The organism is Colwellia sp. BRX8-7 (assembly GCF_014077275.1).
Classification (GTDB): Bacteria; Pseudomonadota; Gammaproteobacteria; order Enterobacterales; family Alteromonadaceae; genus Colwellia_A.
This window is the reverse complement of the sequence record NZ_JACGVP010000021.1, coordinates 1-22479: the sequence shown is the minus strand read 5'-3', so window position 1 is coordinate 22479 and position 22479 is coordinate 1. Positions and strand designations below refer to the sequence as shown.

Sequence of the window (22479 nt, the reverse complement as noted above, 5' to 3'; positions counted from 1 at the left end):
ATATGGCAGTGTTATATAAGCAGTTCAGTCATGCTCAACAGCAGCTTAATAATATTGAAGCGGTTGACTACTTTTTTGCAAAAGAAATTCAACAAAGCCTAGTTAGTCGCGACAAGCATAACAATAATGACAACCAACAACTTTTTCACTTACTGGTTGCCCTCAGTGAAAGCCTTAGGGCAGGCCATAGTTGTTTACCTTTAGCCACCATCGCGAGTACACGTTTTGGTTATAGCTGCGATAAACAAGGTATTGTTACTCATAACGGTTTTACCTTTGCTGAGCAACCACAGCTAGTCAGCTTATGTGAACAGTTGTCTATTATGGCTGATGATAACCATGCTATTGTTTTTTATGAAAATAACCTGTATTTACGTCGTTATTACCATTTTGAGCAAGAGTTACTGACTTTTATTTCAGCAAAAAGTGCTCAAGCCAAGGATTCAAATGTACAAACATTTGACGCCGTTGATATTAAAAACTGTTTAGCAACACTCTTTCCACAGCAAAAGTCAGCAGATGATAACGATGAAATAGATTGGCAAATGGTTGCGGTTGCCAATGCCATTAATAAAAAACTCAGTATTATCGCTGGCGGGCCAGGCACAGGTAAAACCTATACGGTGACTAAGTTTTTAGCAGCTTTGGTGATGTTAAACTCAAGCTCAAGCTCAAATGAAAAGCCCAATGCAGACTTAAAGATAGCCTTGGTAGCACCAACGGGTAAGGCGGCTCAGCGTTTATCTGAATCAGTCACTAATGCTTTGCAAGGATTTACAGGACAAATAAGCGCAGCGGTTTTATCAAAAATACCGCAAGAGGCACAAACGCTGCATCGACTCTTAGGTGTTATCCCTAACAGTGTTAACTTTCGCCATCACCAAGACAATTTACTGAATATTGATGTGCTGTTAATTGACGAAGTGTCAATGGTCGATTTGGCGTTAATGGTAAGAGTTTTTAGAGCTTTACCTAGCCATTGCCAAATCATACTTTTAGGCGACGCTGATCAACTGCCGTCCGTTGCTGCTGGTAGCGTACTTAACGATTTAGCACCTAAGCCTCATCGTGGCTACAGCCCCGAGAATCATCAATATTTAAGCCAAGTCAGCCAATGTGCAAACTTACCTCAGTGGAAAAAGTCGCCAAAATCATCAGGGTTGACCCTAGCCGCAGATCACGTGGTGTTTCTTGACAAAAGTAGACGTTTTGATGGTGAAGGTGGGATCGGAAAAATAGCGAGCCATGTTATTAATGGTCGCTTTAGCGAAAGTTGGCAATTATTAACAGAAAAACCAGTCATAGATAATAATCACCAAGACGTGCCTCAGTCTGGGAATACCTTATGCTTACTCGAAGGTAAAACTAGTTCTTGGTTAACGGCATTCGTCAGTGAGTATTACGCGCCCATTTTTGCGCAAAAAACAGTGTCTGCTGCCTTTAAACAATTACAAAAATTTCGTATCTTATGCGCAACACGTGTTGGTGAGCAGGGGGTTGAGTCGTTAAACGAACAAGTACAAAATATACTGATTAAACGTGGTGATATTAATGCTTTTGATACTCGCTATTGCGGGCAACCTATTATGATCAATGTTAATAATTATTCACTAGGTTTATACAACGGCGATATTGGTTTATTGTGGAAAAATGAGTCGGGCCATTTAATGGCTGTTTTTGAGCAAGCAGACAATGAATATAAGTGGGTGAATCCGGCGCGTTTACCTCAGCATGAAACCGTTTATGCGATGACCATTCATAAAACTCAAGGCAGTGAGTTCGAGCATGTTGTGATGGTATTACCGGAACAAACTGATAATAAATTACTTTCTAGGGAATTAATGTATACCGCTATTACTCGGGCTAAGAGAAAACTGAGTATAGCTACCTTAGCGAATGTTTGGCGACAAGGAGTCACGACAAAAACAACACGCTATTCAGGTGTCGACCTCTATAAAAAATAAAGCTAGAGAATAGGGTTTACTGAAAGAAATTACGTTAGAATAACGTTTTAATTTTAGTAACCCATTAATAAGTTGTACCATGACGTTAAAAGACATAGATAAAAAAGCTTATCGCAGTAAGCTTAATCAAGTGATTGTTGGTTTTATTGTTACCTTCGCAATATTAGCCATTGCTTTTGGTGGTATATTGATTGCGTTATTTGCAGAGCCCTTAGCGCTTGATACCATGGTTCAAGCGAGTATGAATACCGCGATAGAGTCGGGCCAGCAAACCAGTAACTTTCGTTATAACTTTTTAGGCGTTATTCTGGCATTGTTAACGTGTGCAGGGATACTAAGACAATTAAAAAACACCCCCTTTTTTAATGAAATTTATTATGTTTGGCAACTTAAACAAACGCAAAATATTATTTATCGTCGTTTGAAAAAAATTAAACAAGCGAGTGTTAATGGTGATGAAAATGCCTTAATTATTTTGAAATTTTATTATGCTAGCCTAAAGCAACTTTATTTATTAGATGACAATACACTGACTATGTCGTCGTTAGAGGCTGATATTACTCATCTTGAGGGATTAATCACTCAACATGGAAAAGAAATTACTACCGAGCAGTTTACCAAAGTGTTACTTTCAAGCTATAAATAACGAATCGACCTTGATGGCAGTAAATTAAATGCCTTTTACTTTGATGTGAAGCCACAATAAAAGAAGCCCAATGAAAAAACCTAAAAAGTTAAAGAATGAAACCGCTTTATTAAAAAAAGCGATTGAAGTTGGCGAAAAATATGCGATGAACCGAGGTTATAATGGTTTTTCTGCCACCAATGCTTCAAAAGACAAGGTTGAAAGCTTGTACCGTCTATTGGTTAACGACAAGCTTATTCAAGCTTCGCCTGCTGATGGTGAAGACTTGCTTAGTATGAAACACCGATTAGCAATGTGGATAGCAAAGCAATTACCCGAAGACCATCCATTACTTAAGTAATAAATGCCTATTTTAATGATAGGGTCTGTGCGTTTAAATAACGCTGTATAAATTTAAATATAGAAAAATAAAATGAATCGTAAGAAAAAAATAAATGCCGCATTAAAAAGTAAGCAGAAAAAAGCCAATGCTAAATTACATACCAGCAACAAGCCCCGTTATGTTTCAAAAGCTGAACGAGCACTTTTAGAAGGAAAAGAAGCGGCTGTTCAAACAACTGATGAACCGCAACTTACTGAGTAATTATTGGTTATGCTAGCTAAACTATTAAATATTATAAAACCGGCGAGTAAAATTGATGTAAGTGATGCCATTGATCAAGATAGTCATCAATGGATCCTCGATACTTTTTCTTGGGCGCTTACACATTTTGATGTTGCAGAGTTTAAAAACAATAGTCAGCTTGTATTACCTAATAATCAATTTTATCAAGGTAGTGTAACTAGTGTTCATGAAATGGCACTGAGTATTTTTAAACAAACAACCACCTATGCTGGTATGCAGCAGTGGCCCATTATATTGATCACACCAGAGCAGTTTTTTGCGGGTACTCAGCAAATAACCATTCCACCGTTTAATATGGTTGACCATTGTCGTGGTGAAAATACGCCCTTTGCTAAATTAAGTGAAGAAGATACAGCGAAGCTCCAACAACAGCCGATCATGCTTTCTTATGGCGAAAATCAAGTTAATCAGCCACAAGATCTTATTTCATCGATTGTACAAAACCTTGCGAATATCCTGATTGTTCAACAAGCTAGTTTACCACCAGGTGGCAAAGAGTTTATTCCTCAAGCCGTTGATGTTATCGCTTGTTTTATGGGCTTTGGTATTATATTTAGTAACACAGCTTATCAATTTAGAGGCGGCTGCGGCTCGTGTAATAATCCTAATGCAAACCGTCAGTCGGCATTGCCAGAAAATGAAACAGTGCATGCTTTAGCGCTATTTTGTTTGCTTAAAGCGATAAGACCTAACGCGGTAAAACCTCATTTAAAATCACATTTACGAAAACAATTTTCGCTTTCCTATCATGCTTTAACAAACACCATAAAAAATTCTCCGGATCCCGTTTTACTGTCTTTACTTTAATCAAGCTATGTTTATTAAAAATAAAAAAATTATTTTCACTAAATTCATGATTTATTAAATAAAAGCGTCTACAGTTATTTTTATTGGTTGGGCATTTTATTTTTGATTTTAGTGAGGTAATAACTATGTTGAGTATCCAAGTAAAAGACTATATGAACCACTATCCAGTTACTTTTACTTCAGAAATGGTGGTTGAAGAGGCGGCGTTGCGCTTTTTAAAAACAAAGCAAATTGGTGGTCCAGTGATCGATGGTAATAATCGTGTTATTGGTTTTCTCTCTGAAAGTGATGTTTTAGCAACAATGCTACAGACTATTTATCATAATGAACATGTGAGTGATGTTGCCGCATTGATGCGCAAAGAAGTATTATCAGTTAAACCCTCTGACAGTGTCATAGAACTTGCGCAAAGCATGTTACAGAATAAACCTAAAGTTTATCCAGTGGTAGACGAAGATGGTATTTTACTGGGTACTATATGTCGTAATGATGTTCTATACGGTATTGATCAATATACTCGAAGTACCTTTAAACCTTAGCCAGCTGAGTTAATTTCACACTGTCTATTTGTACCACTTGATTGAAGTGGTACAGACTTAATAAAGCTGGTAAAATTATTTTTTGCTATTTTGTTTGGGTCAACCTTGTCTTCTGAAAAATCTATTACTACCTCTTCTGAATCTCAGCGCAGCCAAGTTATTAACATTGATAAGCTTTTTAGCCGCCTTGGATTGTGTTTTAAATCTGATCAGTTTCGTTTGAAAAAGCGCTTAATGTCGAGTAGGAAAATCACTGATAGTGACAAAAAGCAAAAATCACTCAGTCAAATTTCTGCTCATATTGATGAGTCAATCGAAAAAAAGCAGCGTAAAATTCAGAATGTTCCAAAAATCAGCTATCCAGAAGATTTGCCGGTATCACAAAATTCTGACGTTATCGCTAAAGCGATAACTGAAAACCAAGTGATTATTATTGCGGGTGAAACAGGCTCGGGCAAAACGACTCAAATTCCAAAAATATGTCTTGCTTTAGGTCGTGGTATTGACGGCATGATTGGTCATACTCAGCCACGTCGTATTGCGGCGCGAACAGTTGCTACACGTATTGCTGATGAATTATCGACAACATTAGGCGACGCGGTTGGTTATAAAGTCCGTTTTAATGACTTAGTGAGTGAAAATAGCTATATAAAATTAATGACCGACGGTATTTTATTGGCAGAAATGCAACATGACCGTTTACTGCGAAAATACGATACGATTATTATTGATGAAGCACATGAGCGTAGTTTAAATATAGACTTTTTATTGGGGTATTTACGCGAAATATTACCTAAACGTCCTGATTTAAAAATCATTATTACTTCGGCAACCATCGACCCAGAAAGATTTTCACAGCATTTTGCTTCAGCAGACGGCAAACCCGCGCCTATTATTGAAGTCTCGGGGCGAACATTCCCTGTTGAAATCCTCTATCGTCCGCTTAATGGCGACAATAATGATGAAACAGAAGAAGTAAGTAGTAACGATATCATTAGTGGTATTTTGCAAGCCGTTGACGAACTTGGTCATATCAGCCAAGGCGATATTCTTATTTTTCTTAATGGCGAGCGCGAAATACGAGACGCCGCATTAGCCTTAGAAAGAGCAAATTTACGACACACCCAAGTGTTGCCTTTATATTCACGGTTAACGGTACAAGAACAAAATAGAATTTTTAAACCACACAGTGGCCGTAATATTGTGCTCGCCACTAACGTTGCAGAAACCAGCTTAACCGTACCAGGTATCAAATATGTTATTGACCCGGGTACCGCGCGTATTTCTCGTTACAGTTACCGCACTAAAGTACAGCGTTTGCCTATAGAAGCTATTTCTCAAGCCAGTGCTAATCAAAGAGCAGGGCGTTGTGGTCGTGTTTCAGCGGGTGTATGTTTACGTTTATACAGTGAAGAGGACTTTCTTGGTCGCCCTGAATTTACTGATCCTGAAATATTGCGTACTAATTTAGCGACAGTTATTTTACAAATGCTGGCGCTTGATCTCGGCGAAATCAGTGACTTTCCTTTTGTTCAGCCACCGGACAGTCGTAATATTAATGACGGTGTTTCATTACTTGAAGAATTAGCGGCGATAGAAAAACAGCAAAACAAAGTGGTATTAACCAAAGCGGGACGGATGTTAGCAAAATTCCCCACCGATCCACGTTTATCAAAAATGATTCTGTCTGCTATTGATTTAGGCTGTATTGAGCAAATTTTTATTATTGTTAGTGCGGTAAGTATTCAAGATCCGCGTGAACGTCCCCATGAAAAACAGCAAGCGGCAGATGAAAAACATAATCGCTTTAAAGACAAAGAGTCTGACTTTATTAGCTTGCTTAATTTGTGGCACTACATTCAACAGCAACAAAAAGCGCTGACTAATAACCAATTTCGAAATATGTGTAAAAAAGAGTTTTTAGCTTATATGCGTATTCGTGAATGGCAAGACATCTTTAGTCAGCTTAAACATACACTGCGCGATTTAAACATTCCAATGAGCGGAGTTGAATATACTCCACCATCGTTAGATGCTAATAATACCGATGTAAGTAAAAAAACTGAGCCAGTAGAAAGTAATAATAACAATATTATTCACCAAGCTATTCTGTCAGGTTTACTCAGTCATTTAGGGCAACTTGACGAAAACAGAGAATATAAAGGTGCACGCAATAGCCGATTCTTCATATTTCCGGGGTCGGGTGTCGCAAAGAAATCACCTAAGTGGATAATGGCAACTGAATTGGTTGAAACCAGCCGTTTGTTTGCCCGTATGGTCGCAAAGATAGACCCACAATGGATAGAGCCTTTAGCTGAACATCTTATTAAGCGCAATTATAGCGAACCGCACTGGGAGAAAAAGCAAGGTGCGGTAATGGCTTTTGAACAAGTGATGCTATATGGCCTGACCATAGTTGCGAAAAGAAAGATCAGCTTCAATCATATTGAACCTCATACCTGCCGTGAGATATTTATTCGTGAAGCATTAGTCAATGGTGATAGCACCCTTAATGAAAAATTTTATCAGCAAAATCACCAACTAGTTGCGAGCATTGAGAAGTTAGAGCAAAAAGCTCGCCGTAAAGACTTTTTAGTAGATGAAGAACGTTTAGTTGAGTTCTATGATGAAAAGTTACCAGAAACCATTATTTGCCAACGTAGTTTTTTGTCATGGTGGAAAAAGTCTAAACAAAAAAATGCACAGTTACTTAATTTTACCGAAGCCTTTTTATTAAACGAAACGGCTAAAGTATTATCGGCCAACGATTATCCTGATGTTTGGCATCAAGGTAATTTGACCTTGCCGTTAAGTTATCATTTTACCCCTGGCGATATAGATGATGGGATAAGCTTACATATTCCTGTAGGTATTTTGAATCAAATTGAAAATCGTGATTTTGATTGGTTAATTCCAGCGTTGCGACTAGAACTTATTATTGCCTTGATCAAAGGCTTACCTAAATCTTCACGAAGAAATTTTGTGCCGGCTCCTAACTACGCAGAAGCTTGTTTGTCAGCGATTAGTGAGGAGGACGGTAAGTTAGTTGCCGCTGTTGAAAAACATTTATTAAGAATGACGGGGGTGCGTTTACCCGAAGATATTTGGCAAGATGTTGAATTGCCCATTCACCTAACGATGAATTTTAAGGTGATTGACGAAAAAGGAGTGCTTATTAATCAAAGCCGGAAACTTGAACAGTTAAAAGCCTCTTTGCAAGGAAAAGTAAAAGCATCAATTAAGAAAGTGGCTGATAAAGGAATAGAACGTGAACAAATTACTAGCTGGGATTTCAACAACATCCCCAAAGGCTATGAAAAAAATATTGCTAATATCACCATAAAAGCTTTTCCAGCCTTAGTTGATAAAAATAAAACGGTTGCTATAGAATTATTTGAACAAGAAAGTCTTGCTGAGCAAGCGATGGTTAATGGTGTGAGTCGTTTAATTTTATTAAACATACCTTCTCCAGTTAAATATCTACAACAAAAATTGCCTAATAAAGCTAAGTTAAGCCTATATTTTAACCCTTTTGGTTCAATACCTGATTTATTAGACGATTGTATACTTGCTGCTTGCCAGCACTTGGTGAAAGAGCATGGCGACATACCACGTAACCAAAATGATTTTGAAAAAGCTAAAGACCATGTTCGTGCTGAACTTGCCGACTGTGTGCTCGTGTCAGCATTAAAAGTAGAAAAAGTATTAACCTTAACCCATGAAATAGGGAAAAAACTAAAGGGTCGAATGTCTTTAGAGGTTATTCAAGCACAAGCCGACATTAAAGAACAACTTGGCTTACTGGTGTTCAAAGGTTTTGTGACCGCTTCTGGTCATCAACGATTAGAAGATATTGCGCGTTACTTACAAGCGATGTTAAGACGTATGGAAAAGCTGCCGGTTGATCCCAACCAAGACCGATTGAAAATGTTAGAGGTTGCGAAAGTAAATGATGTTTATTTAGCGTTGCTTGCCAAACAGAGCAAAGGCAAGCCTATTGTTGATGACATTTTAGCGGTTCGCTGGATGATAGAAGAATTTCGTGTTTCGATATTTGCGCAAAATTTAAAGACAGCTTATCCGGTCTCTGCAAAGCGAATTTTAAATCATTTGAAAGAAATTTCAGCAGATTAAGTCGATTTAATCAACAATTCAAGTTTGAGATTTGACACTAAACACTACAATGGGTATAAAAGAGACAATAAAAATTTAAATAATAATATGGAGTAGTAATGGTTAACTTTGATGATAAACGAGATTTCTATCGGATGATGTTAAATAGTGATGTAACCGTGACCATTATCGACGATGAAGCGAACAGTCAAATATTAGCGACTTGTCGAGACTTAAGTGCGACTGGTATGGCGATTGAAATGACGCATCCTTTAGAGCTTAATACCCATGTTAAAGTTAGTGTGCGGTCTGCGAGCAGCAATGTTCAACCGTTGGAAGTTTCAGGGAAAATAGTACGCGTCACCGAAGAGGGTGAAGAGTGCTTTTTAATTGGAATTAATATTGCCGAGATAGATTAAAGACTGAGCATTAACTAGGCAATAAACAAACTAATAAAAAACGAGCACTAAGTGCTCGTTTTTTATTTTAAGACAGTCACAAAAAGTGAGCTAACTTACTTGGCAGACTAAGCCTTTCAAATAATAACCTTCTGGGTAATTACTCGATATTGGATGATCACCAGCTTGTTGCAAGCGCTCAACAAAGTGAACCTCGCGACGAGCATCAAGAGCGGCATCAGCAACTACTTTTTGAAATAGGCTTGCTTCCATTAAACCAGAGCAAGAAAAGGTCAGTAATATACCGTTTGGCTTGAGTAATTGCATAGCAAGCATATTAATGTCTTTGTAACCACGACATGCACCGGTTAGTTGTGCTTTTGATTCAACAAATTTAGGTGGGTCTAAAATTATCATATCAAACTGACGTTTTTCTTCGCGATATTGTCTGAGTAACTTAAATACATCGGCTTTAACAAAAGAAACATTCTTGTCTTGCAGGTTATTAAGGGCAATATTTTCTTCGGCTAAGTCGAGTGCCGATTGAGAAACATCAACATTGATGACTTCTTTAGCGTCATTTGCTGCACAATGTAAGGCGAATGTTCCGGTATAAGAAAAACAATTAAGGACTGATTTATTTTTAGCATATCGACCTGCAGTCACACGAGAATCACGTTGATCTAAATAAAAACCTGTTTTATGGCCTTTTGCGATATCAACATTAATCGATAAACCATGCTCTTTAATCACACATGCGGTTGACTCAAGTGGCTCTGTTAACCAACCTGTGATTGGCTCTAATCCTTCTTTTTTACGTACGTCAACATCAGAGCGTTCGTAGATGCTACATTGAGGATAGAGCTCTTTAATCACTTCAACTAAGGTATAACGTTGAAAGTCGGCACCGGCACTTAATAGTTGGCAAACAATTAAGTTATCGTATTTATCAATAGTTATACCGGGTAAACCGTCAGATTCACCAGCAATTAAACGATAACCGGTTAAACCGCCTTGTTCGATAAACCATTCACGTCGAGATTGAGCACTTATTAATTTTTTACGAAAAAATTCACTGTCAATTTCTTCATTTTCATTAAAGCTCCAAACTCTAACTCGAATCTGTGATTCTGGCGAGTAAGCACCGCGAGCAAGCCATTTTTCCTTGTGATCAAAGACATCAACGGTATCGCCTAACATCGGATTTCCCTTGATTTTATTAATCGCTTGAGAAAATATCCAAGGATGTTTTCGTAATAAAGACTTCTCTCGGCTTACTTTTAAATAAATTCTTGCTGACATGTGACTATACTTAATGAATTGGTAAATGAAATTGCGCAGAGTGTAGTCAATGCCAAGCTCGGGTGCAATCTTCACGTTAAGTTATTTCAGTCTACGTTAAGGAACAATAAGTATGAATGTTAGTTATATCGCCCATGTTAGCGGAAAAGTACAAGGGGTTTATTTTCGTGCGTCTAGCCAACAAGTCGCTATTGATTATGGTTTAAGTGGTTATGCAAAAAATTTGGATGATGGGGATGTAGAAATTTTAATATGCGGTGAAGAAAAAGACGTAGATAAAATGTTAGCATGGCTGGCGTACGGACCACCAGAAGCTGAAGTGGTAAGTATGGAGAAAAAACAAGTTAAATGGCAACAACATAACTTTTTCGCGATTAGCTAATCTACTGTTTAGATAATTACCCGTAAAACGAACAAGCGTTTACAATTTAGAGGTTTTCTTGAAATATATTAACGTTACAACCGATGAGCAGTTAACTTTTGCTGAAACACCCGTACCTGAGTTTTCGGCAGATGAATGCTTAATTCGTGTAAAAGCTATTGGCGTGAACCGAGCCGATATTTTGCAGCGACAAGGAAATTACCCCGCCCCTAAAGGCGAGTCTACTATTTTAGGACTGGAGGTTTGTGGTGAAATTGTTGCTTGTGGTAGTGCGGTAAATAACTGGAAAATTAATGACAAAGTTTTTGGTTTGGTTGCTGGCGGTGGTTACGCAGAATATGTTGTTATAAAGTCTAGCCAGTTATTTTATCTGCCTGCTACCTTTACTTTTGAACAAGGTGCAGCTTGTGCAGAAACGTTTCTAACGGCCTACCAAAGTCTATTCTCAATTGCCCAGTTACAACCTAAGCAATCAGTGTTGATACATGCTGGTGCGAGTGGTGTTGGCTGTGCTGCTATTACACTTGCCAAAGCGAAAGACTGTTTTGTTGTTGTAACCGCTGGCAGTGAAGAAAAATGCCAAGCGTGTTTAAAATTAGGTGCAGATGTTGCGATTAACTACCATCAAAATTCTTTTGAACAATGGAAAAAAGCAAACGTTCCCGATGGCTTTAATGTCATTATTGATGTGGTGGGTGGAGATTACTTACAGAGAAATATCAATGTCGCCGCAGTGGATGGTCACATTGTTATTCTGTCTATTTTACAAGGCCGCTACTGCGAAAAAATTGACATAGGCAAGATGCTTTCAAAGCGAGTCACTATTACAGCTTCAACATTACGAAACAGGAGCAATGATTATAAAGCTGAATTAGTGGCTAACTTCAAAGAAGACTTTGGCAAGTTACTTTGCGCAGGGCAGTTATTACCAGTTATTGATACTTGTTACCAATGGGAAAATGCCGATAAAGCCCATCAACGTATGTTGGATAATGGTAATATCGGCAAGTTAGTAATAACAGTTTAATAACTAACGTTAATTAGTTACTAGTAGAGATTTTTGTTTTAATTCGTTGCTTACGACGAGCACCTAATCCTAATAAACCTAGAGCTAAGATTGCTAAACTAGCAGGCTCTGGTACAGAAGTAGTTGAGTCGCCTGCACAGCCAGTCACTTTGTCACATAAGCCACCAAAAAAGGTAATGTGTGACAAGCCAAAATTCTTTCCATTATTAGAATTAAGGGGAGTAACCCAATCGCCACTGGTTACTGATGCAGCTAAGTTCATACAAGCATAATTTAAGTTTGTGCCATCTGCAGCTTCATTATTTTTAGCATCATTAACAGCATTACAAGTAGAGTTATTTAAATTATTATCTTCAATTAGCCAATGCAAGCGGAAGTCATTACTTGCTTTTGCTACCCAAAAACGTATATCCGGATACTTATATACGCCTTCGTTGAAAGTCCAAGTACCTTTTGTGTATTCTTTTGTCTCTTCAGGAATAGAAAACGCCCAATCTTCTTTTGCCACGTCGTCCTTATATGGGGCATATTCAGAATATGTGGAATTATTTAATATTGATTCACTAGAATCTTCATCATTAATATCAAACTTGGCAATAATATTAGATAGATACTGTGTACCATTAGTACCATCTTCCACAGATATTACGCATTCAGATTCAGCATTTGGGAGATAGTAATTACATTCATTATACCCAGTTATTAATGCAGATACTTGGGTATAGCCAGCAAAGCTATTAAATGAAACTAAAGCTAGTGATGATATTATCATTAGCTTTGTTGTGTGTTTTTTAATACAACGGAAAATTGTCATTCTTAACTTCCAAATTATATGATAAATCTTGTAGATGATGCTTACAATCAATGCAATAACTAAGCCGTAAAAAAAATATAGATTTAAAACAAGGTGATGTAGGCGTTAGGGCCCAGTTTTATCCTATTTCTCTAGAGTATTGTAAAATATCCTGACAGTGTATTATGCTTGAGCAATATAGTTAAGCTGATAAATTGCTTCTTCATGAAAAGATTATAGCGCAATATTCATCTTATTAACGAGTAGATAATGGTTTTATATTGAAATGTTTACTGATAAAAAGCACAATCAGCCTTGTCTTTTAAATTGTTCGAGAAGTTAATGGTGCGTCACGTTTTTATACCCAAAATATTTTTATTTTTATTTTTAATAACTTTTCAGCAAGTTGCTCTGGGGAATGATAAAAATGTGCTTGAACAAGCTAATATCGCTTTTAAAGATAACCGCCATAATGAAGCGCTCATTCATCTTAAAAACTTAACCCAAAATGAACCCAATAACTTGGCGGCAAGGCTTTTAATGGCTGAGGTACTTATTGCTTTTGGCAAAGGGGCTACTGCTGAAGTTGAACTCAATTTGGCTGAAAATTTAGGGGCAGACAAAAACCGAACATTCTTGCTGTTTGCGGAAGCTTATTTACTACAAGGTAAATACCATGACACCATCAATCACCTAGACAAACAGGTGCAAGATGAAATACTCGCCGCCAAAATTTTTGTTTTGCGAGGCCATGCACAACTAGGCTTGCGACAGTTAACATTGTCAGCAGAAAATTACCAACAAGCGTTATTACTTAATGCGGCTAATACCGATGCAAAATTAGGTTTAGCGCAGGTGGCTTTAAATTATTATCGCTATGATGAAGCACAAACATATGTTGATGATGTACTCAGCGGTTTTTTTCCTCCAGTGAATGCTTGGATATTAAAAGCGAGTATCCACCAAAATATAGCTGAATTAGATATTGCTTTTAAAGCTATAAATAACGCTTTATTAGAAAACCCTAATCATATTCAGGCACTTATTTTACGCGCTAGTTTATATATAGAGTTTATTGAATACGAGAGCGCAAAAAAAGATATTTTGACGGTGCTTCAACTTGTGCCCAATGAACCTAAGGCCATGTTTTTATCAGCAATGATTGAAACCAGAGAAGACGAAAATTCAAATGCTAGGGAAAAACTTTCAAAATTAAGTGAATCATTGTCAACGCTTGACAATGATACCTTGGATAATAACCCTAGTTATTATTATTTGGCCAGTGTTGTGGCTTTTCAGCAAAATAATTATGAAGCAGCTGATCAATATATTAAAAATTATTTAAATATTGATCGCTTTAATATTAAAGCAATGACCTTCTCAGCGACAATTCACATCGCCATGAAAAACTTTACTGCGGCATTGTCAGTATTGAATAAAGCCAATTTACAAAAAGAAAACAACCCCAAAGTTATCTCTCTTTTAGGGTTAGTTAGTACTGAGCTTAAGCAATATGAGAAAGCAAACTTTTACTTTCAAAAAGTTATTGAATTACTACCTGACTCATCGATTGCCTCGCAACAGTTAGCAAAAAATAGTATTGATATGGGGGCGTATCAACAGGCCATAGATACCTTGCTTTCAATCAACTCTTCATCGGAGTATCAGTCAACCATTAGTTTTTTATTGGTGCAAGCCTATGTAAAGTCAGGGCAAATGACTAAAGCGGTAGCGCTTGCTGAAAAATTAGTTAAAGCACAACCAGATAATAAAGAGTTCCTTCATCATCTCGGTTTTATTTATCAAATAGTGGGTGATTATAATAAAGCAAAACAAGCATTCGAACATGCTCTTAGTATTGACGCTTTACACATTAAATCACTGATTAGTTTGGCAGAAACACTACTTACGACGGGCAAAATAAAAGCATCGTTTGAATTATTAGAGCAAGCACTTTTAAAACAAGAAAATAATAAAGAACTCATTAGCGCTTTAGGGAAGAATTATACTCAAACTAGGCAATTTAAAGAGTCAATCGTTTGGTTTAAGAGGGCTAATAATATAGATCCCAATAATAAAGACTTACTTAAACAATTGTCTTTTAGCTACATGGCGGCAGGCGAACCCGTCGAAGCAATAGAAATAATAGAAAGTTATTTATCGAATCATGAAAAAACGGCTGATTTATTTGTATTACTAGGCAATTACTATCAGCAACAAAACAATTTTGACAAAGCACTGCAAAGCTTCAACAATGCTATAAAATTTGATGGTGATAAAGGGAAGGTCTATTTTTATATAGCCCAATTTTACCAAGCAAATAATAAACCAGATGATGCCCTTGAAGCCTATAAAAAGTCTATCGCCTGGTCTGAAAATAAGCAGATACCGTTAGTGGCGGCAAGTCAGTTTTTGAATCAACAGAAAAAACCTCTTGAAGCGATTAAACTTGCTAATGATTTTTTAGAAAGTTATTCAACTAAATTACAGATGATTTTGGCGCATTCTTATTATTTGTCTGGCCAATATGATAATGCCGAAAAGAGTTATAAAAAGACATTAGCATTAACACCACCTCAAGATGAATATCATGACAATATTGTCGTTGGTTTAAGTCTGGTCTATCAAGCACAAAAACGAAATAGCAAAGCAACTCAGCTATTGACAAAGTATTTGAACAAAGAGCCGATGAATTTTTTAATGAATTCTTCGCTAGCAGAAATTTATATGATTAATGAGCAGTGGAAAAAAGCTTACGATATTTATATTTTGTTGTTAACTAAATATGCACAACAAGCCGTATTACATAATAATGCGGCGTTTGCTGCTTTGAATTTAGCCTTGTATGATGAGGCAGAAAAGCATAGTTTAGCGTCTTTAGCTATTACTAAAAACCACCCTGATTCGCTCGATACACTTGGCTGGATTTATTATCATACTCAAGAGTTTGATAAAGCACTGCCACTATTTCGCCAAGCGCTTGCACTAGATTACTCTAAAATTGAAATTAAATATCATTTAGCGTTAACCCTCAAAGCGCTTAATCGAGAAAAAGAGGCTTTTAATACCTTATTAGAAGTGGTTAATAGTAAACGTGATTTTCCAGAGAAAAATGAGGCTCACCAATGGTTAAAATTATGGGCTGAGGCTCTACGTACTAATAATGATATTTAAATATCATTATTATGTTCTAAAGCAAGTCAGATAAAGGGCTTCGAACACCGTTCGCGCCATGCTCAAGTACATGGGTATAAATTTGAGTTGTACGTAAATCGCTGTGCCCTAGTTGTTCTTGAACTGTTCTTATATCAGCCCCTCTTTGCAATAAATGCGTAGCAAATGAATGCCTTAAAGTATGACAAGTTATTATCTTATTTAACTTCAATTGATTTGCTGCTTTTTTAACTGACTTTTGAATACTACTTTCATTGAGGTGATGCCGACTAAGATATTTGAATTCTGGTTCAATACTTAATCGAGCAGAAGGAAATAAATATTGCCACTTGAACTCTTTTGCGGCATTGGGGTATTTGCGATTAAGAGCATTTGGTATCCAGACACCTTTATAGTCAATATTTTCAATATCACTAGTATGATATTTATTGGTCCTTTGAATTTGGCGGTACAGTTCAGGTATAAGCTCAGTGGCGAGGGTAACTCGACGATGTTTGTTCCCTTTACCGTTCCAAACTGCAATACAGTGATAATTAAAGTCTATATCTTGTACCCTTAAGCGAATAGCTTCCATTAGCCTTAAACCACTACCATATAGGAGGCTTACTAATAAATGATGTTGTGAGGGTATTTTTGATAGAAGTTTCATTACTTCTGTGGGTGTAAGCACATCAGGTAATTTTCTAGGCCGGCGGCTTAAGTTAAAGTTTAGCTTTAAACTTAATTCGTTTTTTAAAATTTCTTTGTATAAAAAAGCTAATGCATTGAGTGCAAGTGACTGGGTAGCTGTTGAAACGTTTTGTTGATTAACTAAATAACTGAGAAATCTCTCAACTTCGATATCCCCCATGAGTGCAGGGTGAGTTTTATTTGAGTAATTTATAAAATACTTTATCCAATGAATATAGGTTTCTATGGTTCTTTTCGCGTATCTTAAGTTACGCATATGCTCTTCGATACTCATTAAAAAAGGCGATTTAGCGTCCATAATATAAAATCCATTTACTGTTGTTATATACAGTTTAGCTGGTAATCGGTTCTTTTGCCAATATACCGAAAGATTCGGCGTTGCACCTTTTGAAATATTTAATAATAATAAAATGTTAGTGTTGTTATTATGTTGTAAAGTATGGTAATTGTAACTGTAAATAAACAAGGAATGCTAAGTGTTATATATTGCTTAGTTTTTCGGTCTAATAAGCTGTTATGTGCTTTCGGAGTGTCATGGTTTGGATATTCAAAAATTAATAACAAAATTTCCATGGACGTTTATTGGTACGTTATTAATGAATGTTATTACATTAACGACTTTAACCTACGTCACTCTATCTAATGGGCATAGTTTCAATAGGGCGTTAGAAGTGTTACCAAAGGCTTTATTAATAGTGAATATGGCCTCTTTTATGGTTTTTCCATGCATTGATATGTATGAAAGCATTAAAGATAGAAAGATGTGTAAAGAATTAGGCGCTGATTATAAAAAAGAATTTTTACTATTATTTACCGAAGACGAAAAAGATAATATTAGAGAGAATTTTGAAAAATTAAATAATAGTAGCCGTGTTAAGTTACAGGATTTGGCACTTAAAATTGAGAACTAGCACATAACAAGCCATTCAAGCAGGACAAATAACAGTTGGCTATTTGCTCCTTCGTCGCTTATTTTAGCCAACCATTATTTGCCTCTTAATGGGGCGTTAGGTGCAAATCTAGTATGGCAACACTTTATATTTTTTCAGGATTGCCGGGGACTGGAAAAAGTACTTTAGCGGCACTTTTAAGTAAACACCTTGGAACGTCGTATTTACGAGTTGATACTATTGAGCAATCCCTAAAGGATATCTGTGGTTTAGAGGTTTATGCTGAAGGTTATCAAATAGCTTATAGGTTAGCTTCAGATAACTTAATACAAGGGCTAAATGTGGTTGGCGACTCATGTAACTCTGTTCCTGAATCTAGAGTTGAATGGGAGCAAACTGCTATTAATTCTGGTGCACAATACGTTAATATCGAAATTAGTTGTTCTAATAAAATTGAGCATAAAATTAGAGTGGAGAACCGTGATTCTCCTGTGAAGGGTTTGGCTTTACCATCGTGGGAAAGTGTAAAGGCAAGAGAGTATCACCCTTGGGATTCGGAAATAATCTCAATTGATACTGCTGGTGAATCACCTGAGCGATCAATTCAAAAGCTTATTGAAAGGCTTGGTGTATAATGCACCTAACAAGTAAATCAACAAGGACACGTAACAGTTGGCTACGTTTCGCTTCGCTACACAATTTTAGCCAACCATTACTTAGCCTGTTATTTGGGCGTTAGGTGGCATGATGGCTGAGCATGATGAGATAATAAGTAGAGTTGAAGTTCTCAAAAGTGGAGAGTTGATTCTCGCATTAGAAAGTGGTGGTCGCTCTGGATATCAGCATATATATCGTGAAGGTGTTGGGATCTCATGGGATAATAAGTTGGGTGCTTTCAAGTCAACAAGCCGTGTCAAATGGTCATATCCTGAATGGTTTTTCCATATATTAAATACTTGTAACTCTGATAATGTATATTACTCAATAAGCTTGGGTTCAGAAGTTGATTGGGTAAATATTTCAGAGCAAGACAAAGAAGAAATTGAAAAGGGTACTGCCACCTAACAAGGCACTCAAAAGGACAAATAACAGTTGGCTATTTACTCCTTCGTCGTCTATTTTAGCCAACCATTATTTGCCTCTTAGTGAGGCGTTATGTTTTACTCACTAAATAAGGATCGTATATGTTCGCAGGAGTAGCTTTTTTAGCCATCATTTTTCAACTTGCAATTGTAGTTGGGTTTATCGTCTTTGCTGTTAAATTACTTAACCGTATTACAGATATTGCAGGGTCTCAAAAATCCATAGCTGACTCTCAAGTTAAACTCATTAGTTTATTAAGTAAAAAGCAAACAAATCAAGAGTCAGTTGATAGTTAAACATAACAAGAAATTCAACAAGGACAAAAAACAGTTGGCTTTTTGTTCACTACGTTCACCTATTTTAGCCAACCATTTTTTGCCTGTTAATTAGGCGTTAGGTATTCAAATGAGCAGGAAGCACATTTTAAAGCATAGTATTTTAATCTTTATGCTTTTAGGGAGTTTTACTTCTCTAATATCAATACCTATTCTTGGCGGAAAAAATCTATTTAATCCTGAGTATTATTCTAACTCTAGCCTTTTAGCTGCAACATTAATGTATGCACTTGCCATTATTTTTGGTTCTGTTTTATCCTTACCTGCGGCTTTTATCAATTACTTTTTATCAAAATACTCTTTCGAAAATAAATACTATGAGTACTTCTTTAAATCTAAGCTTTTAACTTTTCTCTATGGTGTGGTTAACGGTATTGTTATTACTATATTCCTTGCTCTATTTGTCATGGTAAGAGAGTGGAAATTAGAATTTGAGTTAGATGTTTTTCTTTTTATTTCATTACCATGTATAGTCTCGTCAGTATTTTTTTGCTTCTACAGGCGTAAGAATACCTAACAAGAAAATCAACAAGGACACGTAACAGTTGGCTACGTTTCGCTTCGCTACACAATTTTAGCCAACCATTACTTAGCCTGTTATTTAGGCGTTAGGTGACTTTGCGTGATTGAGAGTATTGTTGTTATTGCTGTTGGCATTTTTCTCCTTTGGCTTTCAATGGCATCACGAAAAGCGAACAAACAAGTGGATAGTATTTCTACAAAAGAAAAAGCTGATCTATTAGATGATATCGATAGAAATCCTAAACAGCATTACTTAGTTGGTGGTTCAGTTACAAAAGTTCCAAGATGGGTAGTGTTTGCTGTACTAATGGTTTTTGTGTTCGCTATATATTTTGGTGTAATATCAGTCACCTAACAAGACGTTCAAACGGACAAAAAACAGTTGGCTGTTTCACTCCGTTCACAATTTTAGCCAACAATTTTTTGCCGCTTAACGTGGCGTTAAGTTTCTAGGAAAGCTATGAGAGAGCATCGGGTAAATTCTTTTGGTGAATTGCATACTGTCCTGCAGAGATTTAAGAAATCGAACAAGTGGGTTTTTCGAGGTCATGTAGATCCAAGTTGGGAGTTATCACCAAAAGCTGGGAGACTTCCATATTCGGACTCAGATGATTTAAATATCTTAGACTCTTGGAAAAGGCGTGCAGTCGAATTTTTAAATTCAGTTCCAGATAATGATTGGGATTGGATTGCTATCGCACAGCACCACGGGTTAGCAACTCGATTACTGGATTGGAGTTATAATCCACTCATTGCCGCATATTTTGCTTCAACACATGAGCATGATACTGATGCTCATATTTATTGTTATAAACCCAATTGGTATTTAATAGCCGAAAAAACTAAACCGAAAACTTATAAAGGTGTGTCTTTATTTAAACCTAAAGGAGTCGTGCCAAGAATAACAAGGCAAGGTGGTGTATTTACGGTGCATAGTGATCCAACTATTCCACTTAACAAAAGTCTTGATAAAAAAGATGAACTAGAATTAATCATCATTTCCAAAAGCTATGTACGTGATTTACTTTTTGATTTAAATCATTACGGTATTAATAGTGCAAATGTGTTTCCTGATCTAGACGGTTTATCTAAACACGTAAATTGGTACTCTGAAAATAGAGATTTCTGGGACGGTGGGCTCGGAGAAGACGAAACTTAACAAGTCACTCAAAAGGACAAATAACAGTTGGTTTTTGCTCCTTCGTCGCTAATTTTAACCAACTATTATTTGCCTCTTAGTGAGGCGTTATGTGCCATTAGAGTTTCGATGAAAACTGATTATTCCGAGTATCAAAATATATTAGAGGAGATTCTAGAATTACTCCGAACTTACAATGAAGATCATTGGGCTAACTATTTTCGAAAATCGTTAGAATTACTTTATAAAGGTAAGCCTCAAAAAAGTATCGCGCACACTTTAGGCGCATACGGTGGTATGGGGAGTTTCAATGATTCATTGTGTTTTACGGGAGCTTCAGAAGTCGTCGCTAACCGCGGATTTTCTCTGAGCAATATTTTGTATTTAGAGTGTAAATCAAAGCGTAGTATATTTAAGCGTGCTCTTGAGTTTTAGCACATAACAAGTTGCTCAAACGGACGCATAACAGTTGGCTGCGCTTCGTTCCTCGCACATTTTAGCCAACTATTCTGCGCCGCTTAGCAAGGCGTTAGGTAACCCAAAGCATGGATAGCTCTCGAATCAACGGGTACATGAAAAAATGCAGTATCTACTTTGCTGTAATTTATTTGATCACGTTTTTAACTTCTAGTTTATTCATACAAGCTTTTGACTACATTCATGGTTTAATTATCGGCGCTAAAATCGTCGATGGTTGGTCACTTGGAATTATGGTTTGGTTTGGGTTAATCTTTGTTATTCCAATTATTTATTGTTTAACAATTGGATTTTTATTATTTAAAAAGCATGCACAAAGATAGCTTACGGGTACAGGTTTACCTAACAAGCACTTCAAACGGAACAAAAACAGTTGGTTAGGTTCCGCTTCGCTTCACATTTTAACCAACTATTTTTGTCCGCTTAAGTGGGCGTTATGTTTTCACGGAGTTTTGGTGATAGATTTAATCAAGGAAGAATTAGTTAGAGTTAGGGAAGAGTTAAAGTCTAAAACTGAGACTGAATTGGAAGCACTTAAAACTGATATGCTTACGGAAGAGTATGTTGTCTTTGGTAAAAAGTTTCCATTAATTGCTTGGTGCGAAGAAGATCCTGATAGTTCTCTCGTTGTAATCATCGAAATCCGAAAGAAGCACCTTTTAGGCAGTTTTACATCGTACCAACAAGGTTTCCGTTACAAAAATGGTGAGTGTGTTAACTTATCAGAGGAACAACTTTGGGAGTACGATTGAAAACATAACAAGCCATTCAAGCAGGACAAATAACAGCTGGCTATTTGCTCCTTCGTCGCTTATTTTAGCCAACTATTATTTGCCTCTTAATGGGGCGTTAGAAAGCACAGGTAGTATGAATATGAATCTTGAAGACTTTCCTTTAGCTTGGAGATGGACACAATCTTCACATGATAAGTTACCTGATAATATTCTTTGTGAGCTTCATCCTTATGATATTGAATCAGCCCAACTATTAGCAGCGTCTCGACTTACACACTTTCCTGCTGGTGCAACTAGACATAATTCATCTGTTGCTGATGAGCCCGTGAAGGATTGGTTAAAGCAACTTGCAATCAGTTCGCAACGAGTTACTATTTTGTGGGATCAAAATACAGCACTTAATCTACCTTGGTCTGTATTCTGTGATTATTGGGATGATTTTTGTTATCCCTCTAGTGATGATGCTGACCTATTTTTAGAAAGTGGTCAGTTATTTTTACGCTGGAATCACTATGAAGTTTTTGAGCACGATCCAAGTGCTATCTAACAAGGCGCTCAAGAGGGAAAATTTACAGTTTGCTGTTTTCACTCCGTTCAACATTTTAGCAAACTATAAATCTCCCCTTAGCGGGGCGTTATGTGTCTCAATATTAAGGATGACAAATGACTATAATAGAACCAGCGTTTGATGGTGAATTTACTAAAGAAACAAAATAAAGCATTATTCCTAAAAAGCTTCCCGCTTTATATCAAAGGTACTTTGCAACACTCATTGATTATGTTTTTGTTTTTTCATGCGCGTATTTTATTTCAATTTATACACCGTTATTTAATAGCGAT

Annotated in this window: 24 protein-coding genes; 21 read left to right on the top strand and 3 right to left on the bottom strand. The window is 36.7% G+C overall.

The genetic code is table 11. The annotated features are described in order from the left end of the window. Positions 1–2 precede the first annotated feature (2 nt). From recD to H4J57_RS17250, 8 genes are all read left to right on the top strand, one after another. Positions 3–1964, top strand: coding sequence for an exodeoxyribonuclease V subunit alpha (gene recD, locus H4J57_RS17285; RefSeq protein WP_182243725.1), 1962 nt, complete (start codon positions 3–5; stop codon positions 1962–1964). A 79-nt stretch (positions 1965–2043) separates the two neighbouring features. Beyond that, complete coding sequence (locus tag H4J57_RS17280) at positions 2044–2610, top strand: DUF3087 family protein (protein ID WP_182243724.1); 567 nt, start codon at positions 2044–2046, stop codon at positions 2608–2610. Positions 2611–2680: 70 nt separating this feature from the next. Beyond that, positions 2681–2950 (top strand): DUF5062 family protein, encoded by a 270-nt coding sequence (locus H4J57_RS17275; RefSeq protein ID WP_070376721.1) that lies wholly within the window; start codon positions 2681–2683, stop codon positions 2948–2950. 72 nt (positions 2951–3022) lie between these two features. After that, a complete protein-coding gene (locus H4J57_RS17270) occupies positions 3023–3193 on the top strand; it encodes a DUF2986 domain-containing protein (RefSeq protein ID WP_070376722.1) in 171 nt (56 codons plus the stop codon). Positions 3194–3202: 9 nt separating this feature from the next. Continuing rightward, on the top strand, positions 3203–4042 hold the full coding sequence (locus tag H4J57_RS17265) for a hypothetical protein (protein WP_182243723.1): 840 nt from the start codon (positions 3203–3205) through the stop codon (positions 4040–4042). 125 nt (positions 4043–4167) lie between these two features. Continuing rightward, the gene (locus H4J57_RS17260; protein ID WP_070376723.1) at positions 4168–4581 is read left to right on the top strand and encodes a CBS domain-containing protein; all 414 of its coding nucleotides are present in this window, start codon (positions 4168–4170) and stop codon (positions 4579–4581) included. A 105-nt stretch (positions 4582–4686) separates the two neighbouring features. Then, complete coding sequence (gene hrpA, locus H4J57_RS17255; protein ID WP_220470331.1) at positions 4687–8715, top strand: ATP-dependent RNA helicase HrpA; 4029 nt, start codon at positions 4687–4689, stop codon at positions 8713–8715. A gap of 98 nt (positions 8716–8813) precedes the next feature. Next, complete coding sequence (locus H4J57_RS17250; RefSeq protein ID WP_070376724.1) at positions 8814–9113, top strand: PilZ domain-containing protein; 300 nt, start codon at positions 8814–8816, stop codon at positions 9111–9113. Between the two features lie 90 nt (positions 9114–9203). On the opposite strand, the gene H4J57_RS17245 is transcribed toward H4J57_RS17250, so the two are convergent. Next, positions 9204–10394, bottom strand: a complete 1191-nt coding sequence (locus H4J57_RS17245; RefSeq protein WP_070376725.1) for a class I SAM-dependent methyltransferase — start codon at positions 10392–10394, stop codon at positions 9204–9206. A 112-nt stretch (positions 10395–10506) separates the two neighbouring features. On the opposite strand from H4J57_RS17245, the gene H4J57_RS17240 reads away from it, so the two are divergent. Further along, positions 10507–10776, top strand: a complete 270-nt coding sequence (locus tag H4J57_RS17240; protein WP_070376726.1) for an acylphosphatase — start codon at positions 10507–10509, stop codon at positions 10774–10776. 58 nt (positions 10777–10834) lie between these two features. After that, positions 10835–11803: an NAD(P)H-quinone oxidoreductase gene (locus H4J57_RS17235; protein WP_182243722.1), complete on the top strand. Its 969-nt coding sequence runs from the start codon at positions 10835–10837 to the stop codon at positions 11801–11803. A 13-nt stretch (positions 11804–11816) separates the two neighbouring features. Here H4J57_RS17235 and H4J57_RS17230 read toward each other — a convergent pair whose 3' ends face one another. Then, the gene (locus H4J57_RS17230; protein WP_220470330.1) at positions 11817–12617 is read right to left on the bottom strand and encodes a PEP-CTERM sorting domain-containing protein; all 801 of its coding nucleotides are present in this window, start codon (positions 12615–12617) and stop codon (positions 11817–11819) included. A gap of 321 nt (positions 12618–12938) precedes the next feature. Here H4J57_RS17230 and prsT point away from each other — a divergent pair, with 321 nt between their 5' ends. After that, positions 12939–15770 (top strand): XrtA/PEP-CTERM system TPR-repeat protein PrsT, encoded by a 2832-nt coding sequence (prsT, locus tag H4J57_RS17225; RefSeq protein ID WP_182243721.1) that lies wholly within the window; start codon positions 12939–12941, stop codon positions 15768–15770. 16 nt (positions 15771–15786) lie between these two features. On the opposite strand, the gene H4J57_RS17220 is transcribed toward prsT, so the two are convergent. Further along, a complete protein-coding gene (locus H4J57_RS17220) occupies positions 15787–16758 on the bottom strand; it encodes an integron integrase (protein ID WP_182243720.1) in 972 nt (323 codons plus the stop codon). Between the two features lie 241 nt (positions 16759–16999). Between H4J57_RS17220 and H4J57_RS17215 the strand changes: the two genes are divergently transcribed. The 10 genes from H4J57_RS17215 to H4J57_RS17170 all read left to right on the top strand — a co-directional run bounded on the left by H4J57_RS17215 (position 17000) and on the right by H4J57_RS17170 (position 22186). Further along, positions 17000–17371, top strand: a complete 372-nt coding sequence (locus tag H4J57_RS17215; RefSeq protein ID WP_182243719.1) for a hypothetical protein — start codon at positions 17000–17002, stop codon at positions 17369–17371. Between the two features lie 113 nt (positions 17372–17484). After that, positions 17485–17985 (top strand): AAA family ATPase, encoded by a 501-nt coding sequence (locus H4J57_RS17210; protein WP_182243718.1) that lies wholly within the window; start codon positions 17485–17487, stop codon positions 17983–17985. Positions 17986–18094: 109 nt separating this feature from the next. After that, positions 18095–18415, top strand: coding sequence for a hypothetical protein (locus tag H4J57_RS17205; RefSeq protein ID WP_182243717.1), 321 nt, complete (start codon positions 18095–18097; stop codon positions 18413–18415). A 119-nt stretch (positions 18416–18534) separates the two neighbouring features. Beyond that, positions 18535–18729, top strand: a complete 195-nt coding sequence (locus H4J57_RS17200) for a hypothetical protein (protein WP_182243716.1) — start codon at positions 18535–18537, stop codon at positions 18727–18729. A gap of 109 nt (positions 18730–18838) precedes the next feature. After that, positions 18839–19285, top strand: coding sequence for a hypothetical protein (locus H4J57_RS17195; protein ID WP_182243715.1), 447 nt, complete (start codon positions 18839–18841; stop codon positions 19283–19285). A gap of 105 nt (positions 19286–19390) precedes the next feature. Beyond that, on the top strand, positions 19391–19645 hold the full coding sequence (locus H4J57_RS17190; RefSeq protein WP_182243714.1) for a hypothetical protein: 255 nt from the start codon (positions 19391–19393) through the stop codon (positions 19643–19645). 105 nt (positions 19646–19750) lie between these two features. Beyond that, positions 19751–20449: an FRG domain-containing protein gene (locus H4J57_RS17185; RefSeq protein WP_182224424.1), complete on the top strand. Its 699-nt coding sequence runs from the start codon at positions 19751–19753 to the stop codon at positions 20447–20449. Positions 20450–20557: 108 nt separating this feature from the next. Further along, positions 20558–20863 carry a DUF6966 domain-containing protein gene (locus tag H4J57_RS17180; protein ID WP_182243713.1) on the top strand — a complete coding sequence of 102 codons (306 nt, stop codon included), beginning with the start codon at positions 20558–20560 and terminating at the stop codon, positions 20861–20863. A gap of 497 nt (positions 20864–21360) precedes the next feature. Continuing rightward, positions 21361–21657 (top strand): hypothetical protein, encoded by a 297-nt coding sequence (locus H4J57_RS17175; RefSeq protein ID WP_182243712.1) that lies wholly within the window; start codon positions 21361–21363, stop codon positions 21655–21657. A 115-nt stretch (positions 21658–21772) separates the two neighbouring features. Next, positions 21773–22186 carry a hypothetical protein gene (locus H4J57_RS17170; RefSeq protein WP_259366888.1) on the top strand — a complete coding sequence of 138 codons (414 nt, stop codon included), beginning with the start codon at positions 21773–21775 and terminating at the stop codon, positions 22184–22186. The last annotated feature ends 293 nt before the right edge of the window (positions 22187–22479 follow it).

Bases quoted from the DNA above. Each gene is read 5' to 3' on its own strand.
- H4J57_RS17195 (WP_182243715.1), top strand. From the start codon at position 18,839: ATGAGCAGGAAGCACATTTTAAAGCATAGTATTTTAATCTTTATGCTT.
- H4J57_RS17200 (WP_182243716.1), top strand. From the start codon at position 18,535: ATGTTCGCAGGAGTAGCTTTTTTAGCCATCATTTTTCAACTTGCAATT.
- recD (WP_182243725.1), top strand. From the start codon at position 3: ATGGCAGTGTTATATAAGCAGTTCAGTCATGCTCAACAGCAGCTTAAT.
- H4J57_RS17245 (WP_070376725.1), bottom strand. From the start codon at position 10,394: ATGTCAGCAAGAATTTATTTAAAAGTAAGCCGAGAGAAGTCTTTATTA.
- H4J57_RS17170 (WP_259366888.1), top strand. From the start codon at position 21,773: ATGAATATGAATCTTGAAGACTTTCCTTTAGCTTGGAGATGGACACAA.
- H4J57_RS17275 (WP_070376721.1), top strand. From the start codon at position 2,681: ATGAAAAAACCTAAAAAGTTAAAGAATGAAACCGCTTTATTAAAAAAA.
- H4J57_RS17205 (WP_182243717.1), top strand. From the start codon at position 18,095: ATGATGGCTGAGCATGATGAGATAATAAGTAGAGTTGAAGTTCTCAAA.
- H4J57_RS17270 (WP_070376722.1), top strand. From the start codon at position 3,023: ATGAATCGTAAGAAAAAAATAAATGCCGCATTAAAAAGTAAGCAGAAA.
- H4J57_RS17250 (WP_070376724.1), top strand. From the start codon at position 8,814: ATGGTTAACTTTGATGATAAACGAGATTTCTATCGGATGATGTTAAAT.
- H4J57_RS17240 (WP_070376726.1), top strand. From the start codon at position 10,507: ATGAATGTTAGTTATATCGCCCATGTTAGCGGAAAAGTACAAGGGGTT.
- H4J57_RS17220 (WP_182243720.1), bottom strand. From the start codon at position 16,758: ATGGACGCTAAATCGCCTTTTTTAATGAGTATCGAAGAGCATATGCGT.
- H4J57_RS17260 (WP_070376723.1), top strand. From the start codon at position 4,168: ATGTTGAGTATCCAAGTAAAAGACTATATGAACCACTATCCAGTTACT.
- prsT (WP_182243721.1), top strand. From the start codon at position 12,939: ATGGTGCGTCACGTTTTTATACCCAAAATATTTTTATTTTTATTTTTA.
- H4J57_RS17230 (WP_220470330.1), bottom strand. From the start codon at position 12,617: ATGACAATTTTCCGTTGTATTAAAAAACACACAACAAAGCTAATGATA.
- H4J57_RS17280 (WP_182243724.1), top strand. From the start codon at position 2,044: ATGACGTTAAAAGACATAGATAAAAAAGCTTATCGCAGTAAGCTTAAT.
- H4J57_RS17185 (WP_182224424.1), top strand. From the start codon at position 19,751: ATGAGAGAGCATCGGGTAAATTCTTTTGGTGAATTGCATACTGTCCTG.
- H4J57_RS17180 (WP_182243713.1), top strand. From the start codon at position 20,558: ATGAAAACTGATTATTCCGAGTATCAAAATATATTAGAGGAGATTCTA.
- H4J57_RS17265 (WP_182243723.1), top strand. From the start codon at position 3,203: ATGCTAGCTAAACTATTAAATATTATAAAACCGGCGAGTAAAATTGAT.
- H4J57_RS17210 (WP_182243718.1), top strand. From the start codon at position 17,485: ATGGCAACACTTTATATTTTTTCAGGATTGCCGGGGACTGGAAAAAGT.